Annotated in this window: 5 protein-coding genes; 1 reads left to right on the forward strand and 4 read right to left on the reverse strand. The window is 41.3% G+C overall.

What is annotated here, in order from left to right; translation table 11 throughout:
• Positions 1-3: 3 nt before the first annotated feature.
• From ON073_RS15330 to ON073_RS15345, 4 genes are all read right to left on the reverse strand, one after another.
• Positions 4-1,035 (reverse strand): diguanylate cyclase, encoded by a 1,032-nt coding sequence (locus ON073_RS15330; protein ID WP_274762762.1) that lies wholly within the window; start codon positions 1,033-1,035, stop codon positions 4-6.
• 172 nt (positions 1,036-1,207) lie between these two features.
• Positions 1,208-4,393 carry an efflux RND transporter permease subunit gene (locus tag ON073_RS15335; RefSeq protein ID WP_274762763.1) on the reverse strand — a complete coding sequence of 1,062 codons (3,186 nt, stop codon included), beginning with the start codon at positions 4,391-4,393 and terminating at the stop codon, positions 1,208-1,210.
• A 9-nt stretch (positions 4,394-4,402) separates the two neighbouring features.
• Complete coding sequence (locus ON073_RS15340) at positions 4,403-5,551, reverse strand: efflux RND transporter periplasmic adaptor subunit (protein ID WP_274762764.1); 1,149 nt, start codon at positions 5,549-5,551, stop codon at positions 4,403-4,405.
• A 63-nt stretch (positions 5,552-5,614) separates the two neighbouring features.
• On the reverse strand, positions 5,615-5,761 hold the full coding sequence (locus tag ON073_RS15345; RefSeq protein ID WP_274762765.1) for a hypothetical protein: 147 nt from the start codon (positions 5,759-5,761) through the stop codon (positions 5,615-5,617).
• 243 nt (positions 5,762-6,004) lie between these two features.
• Between ON073_RS15345 and ON073_RS15350 the strand changes: the two genes are divergently transcribed.
• The coding region (locus ON073_RS15350) for a metal-dependent hydrolase family protein (RefSeq protein WP_274762766.1) at positions 6,005-6,948 on the forward strand (944 nt) is incomplete at its 3' end.

The raw sequence follows: 6,948 nt of genomic DNA on the forward strand, positions 1-6,948 counted from the left end.
TTCCTAAGCAACAATAATACAGTTTCTACCCGCTTCCTTCGCTTTGTAGAGTGCTTGATCAGCTCGTTCAATAAACATCTCACAGGATTCTCCATCAAATTCAGCTAAGCCAAAACTTGCTGAAATACTGCGTAGCGCTTTACCCGTTTTGCCATCTTTAAGCGCCAATTTTTCAATATCAACGCGAATTTTTTCTAGGTAATTAACCGCATCTCGTTTGTCTTTAAACTGACTCAAAATACAAAATTCTTCGCCACCATAACGGTAGACAGCATTAAGTTGATCTGCATGTTTTCTTAATCTGTCAGCGACAACCTTCAATACCATGTCACCTTTTTGATGACCAAAATCGTCATTAAATTTTTTAAAGTGGTCAATATCTACAAATGTCAGGTAAAGCTTTAATATGCTGTGATGACTATTACACAGCAGCTCTAAATCTTCATCGAACGATTTACGGTTATTAAGTCCTGTTAAGGCATCCTTTGACGCTGCTTTTTTCGATTCTTTAAGCTCGCTTCGCAAGCTGGATATTTCTTTATATGCTGCACGTAATTGTTGCTGAAAACGTTCAGCCGTTTGCTGCATGCTTTTTGATTCTTCAGACAGTTTGTTCACAACTTCCAGAATATCTTTTTCTGATGAATCATCGATAGTAAAGCCATCTAGTTCTTGATTACACGAACTGAGCACCTCACTAAAATCAATTGCTGAATCAAGCGTTTGCCCAACATTTTTTTCAACCGATGCAACCACAGCACTAATATTTCCTGCAACTGAATCAAATAGCTCAAGATCTTTATCAGAGAGAAACTCTTCAAATAAATCGCGAGATAATGCCGGGGGGCAAGTGCCGTATGTTTTAAGAGCTGAATCTAGCTTTTGGTTTAATTTTGGGTGATTGCCCGACACATAGCTATACCAAAGGGCGTAGTTAGCAGGCGTCACCGCTATATTGTATTTAACCATTAAAGGTACGGCTTTTCGCAAACACTCCGCTGAGTGAGACATGGTATTTTTCAAACTAAACTCCACTTTGCATTCCTTATGCGATCCTTAGCCTTTGCGCGCTGATAAGCCGCAATTTAGATGTTCTAAAAAAAGTGTAGTCGAGGAAAATTGATTTGCTAGCAACAGAGATGATTATTAAACATTTTCATTAGGTTAAAAAAAAGCCCTAGCAATTAGGGCTTTATTAAGGATTTTATTAGCTTAGCGAACTCACTTTAGCCCTGCTTTTTCCTCGCAGCTTGTTCAAAAGTGCCGCAAATACATTACCAATATCTTGTAAAATTAGGTACATACAAGGGACAAGCACCAAGGTTACTAAGGTGGCAAAAAGCACCGAGAAACCAAGCGCAACAGCCATCGGAATAACAAAGCGCGCCTGCAGGCTAGTTTCAAACATAATCGGTAATACACCAACAAAAGTGGTAATTGATGTTAGTGTTATGGCACGAAAACGTGCGCAACCAGCTTTAGTCACCGCATCTTTAATTGAGGCGCCTTGGGCACGCATTTGATTAACAAAGTCGGTCATAACCAAAGAGTCATTAATCACAACCCCCGCCGCGGCAATTAAACCAAAGGTCGACATTAATGAAATATCTAAACCAAATGAAAAGTGTCCCCAGATTGCACCAACCATACTAAACGGAATCACCGACATAATAATCAATGGTTGGAAATAACTCTTCAACGGTACCGCCAGTAATATATAAACAATAAACATGCCTGCAATAAAAAACAGCTTTTGCTCATTTGCTTGTGCTTGCTGCTCTTCAATTGAACCGCCAAGTTCTGATTTCACCGTTGGGAAAAGTTCTTTAAGTTTTGGTAGCAGCTCTTCTTTTACCGATTTAACCACAGCATCAGGCTCAACGACTTCTTCATCAATTGCCCCCCAAATATATACGCTGCGATACCCACCCTCACGACGAATATAACTGATACCTGGCTTCTCAACGAGATCAACTACATCTCCTAGCATTACTTCTTTACCATTAGGAGTGGTAATTACAGTGTATTTAAGCGATGAATAGGCCTCTCGTGTTAATTTAGGGTAACGCACCATTACACGTACTTCTTCGCCATTACGAATAACACGCTGCGCTTCACCGCCATAAAAACTCGCGCCCACCTGATTTGCGATATTGGCAAGATTAAGTCCTAAATCGTACGCCACTGGTTTTAGGCTAATTTGTACTTCTTTACTGGCGGGATCGATAGTAGAGCTAATATCAAACAAGCCTTTTTGCTGTTGTAGCATCGCAATAAACTGACGTCCTGCGACATTTAATGTTTCGATATCAGGGCCAAATAGCAAGTAACCAAACTCACCATCATTACCGCCACCATTCACATCATCTTGAATGTTAATTGATTTAAGCCCAGGAATTTCTGGTAGCGTTTCACGCCAGCGACGAGAAAGCTCAAACGTGTTGTAAGGTCTTAACTCTTCATCTACTAAAGGCACAACCAGCTGCCCTTCAGTGCGTCCTTGGTTGAACACTAGCATATCGCGGATCATCGTTTGCCCGCTATCTGCTTGAGTTTGCTTATCTATTTGCATAATCACAGACTCTATCGACTGTAATGCTGAAATAGTCTGCGTATCTGACACATTATCGTTCATTTCAATACGAATTGTCGGGAAGTCATGGGGCACTTTTGGCGTTGGTACTACACGAACATAATTACCGGCTAGCAAGCCAACACTAATCATCAATAGCGCGAAGAACACGGCAAATACTGCGTAACGCCATTCAACACATTTCAAAATAAAACGCTGATAAGGTCCGTTCACAAAACCAAAGAAACGCTCATTAAATTTCGCTCTAAAACCATTTGGTTTTACATCACTAAAATGAGTATAACGCTCATTAAATTTCGCTCTAAAACCATTTGGTTTTACATCACTAAAATGAGTATGTGCTAAGTGCGCAGGTAAAATTAGTTTTGACTCAATTAAGCTGAAAACTAAACATAAAATAGACACAGCCGCGATACTGACAAAAAACGCGCTCTCAGGGCCACTAGATAAGGTAAATGGCGCAAAGACCGCTATTGTTGTTAACACCCCAAAGGTGGCAGGTGTAGCAACTCGCTGTGCCCCGCGCACTACACTGTTCACTCCGGGGCCAGAACGCTCTATTTCGCTGGCAGCACTTTCACCGATAACAATGGCATCATCGACCACGATGCCTAGTACCATGATAAACGCAAATAACGACACAATATTGATACTAACGCCAACCATCGGCATCATCATCATCGCACCTAAGAAACACACTGGTAGACCCACCATAACCCACAGTGCTAACTTAAAGCGCAAGAATAAGCTCAGCATTAAGGCGACGAGTACCGCCCCTTGGAACAGGTTTTTCAACATCATATCCAAACGTGCGTTTAAGTAGTACGTCATATCAACGATGGTTTCGAGTTTTACACCAGGCGGCAGTGTTTTATTGCGCTCAGCAATAAATTTTTTCACTGATTCGGCCACTGGAATCATGTTTTGATCTTTGGTAGCTTTTACTGACAATGAAATTGCATTGGCGCCCGACATTTTGAAATAGCGCTCGCCTTCAACAAATTGATCTTTTATCTCCGCTATATCGCCGAGCAAAACCTTAGCGCCATTACTGCCAACTTTGACTGGTATTTGGCGGAACTCATCGCCTTTGTAAAATTGGTTTTCTACACGAACGGAAATAACACCAGAATCCGTTTTCAACTGACCTGCAGAAATATTGGCAGAATAACGGCGAATAGCATCACTTACTTGATTTAAAGTGAGGTTATATTTACGCAGTTGATCTGGCTGGATCTCAACCGCTATTTCATCATCGGGTGTGCTCAGATTAACTAACGACACATTTTTTAATTGTAGTAATTCAGTTTCTATTTGACGGGCAATTGGTTTTAATTGCGTAAGCGGTAAATCGCCTACCAACGCCATATTAATAACGTCTTGTTGAAACTCAATCTGCGATACAGTCACTGGCTCCATGCCTGCTGGGAAAGTTGCTATCCCGTCTACGCGCAGCTTTACTTTATCAAGCACTTCAGCCAAGTTTTTATCTGGGTCAATTTCCAGGGTAAGGCTACCGCCATTACGAAAGGCACGAGAAATCCCCTTTTCCACTTCGGTGATATCTTTAATCGCTTCTTCAATTTTGATTAAAATGCCTTCTTCAATTTCCTGCGGCGAGGCCCCTGGATAATTTGCATTGACGGTAATGTAGTTAATTTCAATGCTTGGAAACATTTGGCGCTGAATCGTTAAATAACTCACGAAGCCCATTAAAATAATGAAAAACATCATTAAGTTGGCAGCAACGGAGTTATTGGCAAAGTAAGCAATTAGGCCTGATTGTTGTTTATCTGTCATGGCGAATCCTTACTTTAGCCCATCACTTGCATTGCTAGCGGCTAATTTCACTTCCATGCCTACTTGCGGATATTCAGGTAGCGTCAGAACCAATTGCTCATCGTTTGCTAACCCCTTATCAATTAAGAAATAGGCTCCTTCACTGCGCAGTACATTTACTTCTTTTGCCTGTAATTTTTGCTCATTGTCAACTACCCACACCGTGCGATTGTTAACGAGTTCTTGTGGCAATTTGAACACTTCCGATAGTTGTTTCCCAGCAAACGATACTTCAACGTATTTGCCAAATTTTAAGTCACTACCGCTGCTTTTAAGGTTGTAAGGATCATCGACTTGCACCACGATATGGCTCATGCGAGTTGCACTATCAATCACCCCTAAATCACGAGAAATTTTGCCTTGGCGAACAAAACTGTTAATACCTTTGTAAGAAATATTAACCGGCGTTTCAGCCAAAGGTGTTGGTAAAAATAAGCTATCAAAGCCCGCTATCGGTAAAATAATTTCCGCTGTTTCAATGTTATTAAGTTGCGCCACTTGCGTGCCTTTATTTACAAACTGGCCTACACCTATTTCGCGCGAAATGATAAGTGCATCATACGGTGCTTTAACAGCGCAATCTTCTAGGTCGCGCTGTGCGCGCATTAACGCCGCCTGTGCAGATTTAACTTGGGCTTGGGCGCTTAATACTTGCGGCTTTCTTAAAAATAAATCGGTACGCGGTTTGTTTGGAAAACGCTTTGCTTCATCTTCGGCAACTTGTGCTTTTGCTTGCTCTTCAATTAGTACCGCTTGTGCGCTAGTCAACGCAGCTTCGGCTTGCAGTAACGCAGCTAAGTAGTTGTCTTTTTCAATCGTAAACAATACTTCGCCCCGTTTAACTAAACCACCTGCCACAAAGTTTTTGTGCCAGCTGATAACTTCACCAGATACTTGTGCCGCCAAACGCGTGGTTTCGAGCGGCTTTACCTCGCCAAAACTGGTAAGTACTACTTGGTGCTCAACGGCTTTTAATGCTTTAACACTGACTGTTGGGCGGGTATCAACAGGTTTCTTGTCACCATCATCTGCTGCACTTGCCTTTATTAGGCTAAATCCAACCATTCCAAAAATAATAATACCTATGGGTATAAAAATTTTGACAAGTAACGCTTTCATTTATGACTTCCTGTTGATTTTATACACGTTAAATATAACGCAAAATTATTCTTAATTTTAGCTCTATACCCAAGTCACCTGAAGATGCTTTATTTCAGCAAGAGATAAAAAGCATTTAGACAAGGCATTGATTGCAGAGAATGGTGTTCCCTTTTCAAAATCAATAACGCGGTATAAATGCTTTTTAATCTTGCCCTTTAGGAGCTTCACAGCACATTCAATCCTACGTTGTGTTAATTTGAAAGGTACCTACATTCCTTCATTAACACGCCTTGACTTGAAAGCGCTGTGATAGCTCTGAAACATGCATCTTCAGGTGGCTTGGGTATATATTCTTGATGTTACGTTTATATTTCGCAAAAAGATTTTTAAATGTGTTAATTATCGCGTTTTTCTTCACTATTTATTATTGCTGTGGGATAACACTAAAAAATCAGCAGGAGTTTAAAAAAAATGTATAAACGCTCACTTATTGCATTAGCGACACTTTGTAGCTTTTCAGCCAGCGCAGCCCAACTAGTGCTTAATGCCGATGCCGCACTTGATGTCACTACGGGTAAATTAATCAAACCAGCAACCGTAGTAATTGAAGATAATAAAATCATCAGTGTTGGTAAAACTAATCGCAAAGGCTATGCCAGTGATGCCAAAGTTATGGATTTAAAGGGCTACACTTTACTGCCAGGCCTTTTTGATATGCATGTGCATCTAACAAGTGATGCGCATGTACATGGTTATAAACGCCTTCAACGTACAACGCAACGCTCGGCAATTACCGGCGTAAGAAACGCAAAACGCACTTTACAAGCTGGCTTTACGTCAGTACGCAACTTAGGTGCACCCGGTTATGCTGACATTGCTCTTAAAGATGCGATTCGTGATGGTGATGTACCAGGCCCGCGTATTTTTGCTGCAGGCCCAAGCTTAGGTGTTACAGGCGGTCATTGTGATAATAATTTACTTACCCATGAACATGCTGTCACCAGCCAAGGTGTGGCTGACGGCCCTTGGGCAGTACGTGCAAAAGTGCGTGAAAATATTAAGTATGGCGCTGATGTAATTAAGTTCTGTGCAACTGGTGGCGTGCTTTCAAAAGGCACAAAAGTGGGTGCTCAGCAGTATTCACAAGAAGAAATGAACGCCATTGTTGAAGAAGCACATTTACGTGGTTTAACGGTAGCAGCGCATGCCCATGGCACTGAGGGTATTAAATCAGCAATTAAAGCAGGTGTAAATTCAGTTGAGCATGTGAGCTTTGTTGACGATGAAGCGATTTCGCTGGCGCTTGAAAAAGGCACTTATTTTTCAATGGATATTTACAACACCGAGTACATTCTTAGCGAAGGTAAAAAGGCCGGTATTTTAGAAGAAAGCCTAGATAAAGAGCGTACAGTTGG

Source organism: Pseudoalteromonas sp. G4 (assembly GCF_028875915.1).
Taxonomy (GTDB): domain Bacteria; phylum Pseudomonadota; class Gammaproteobacteria; order Enterobacterales; family Alteromonadaceae; genus Pseudoalteromonas.

Coding starts and splice junctions, on each gene's coding strand:
- ON073_RS15335 (WP_274762763.1), bottom strand. CDS start 4,393: ATGACAGATAAACAACAATCAGGCCTAATTGCTTACTTTGCCAATAAC.
- ON073_RS15340 (WP_274762764.1), bottom strand. CDS start 5,551: ATGAAAGCGTTACTTGTCAAAATTTTTATACCCATAGGTATTATTATT.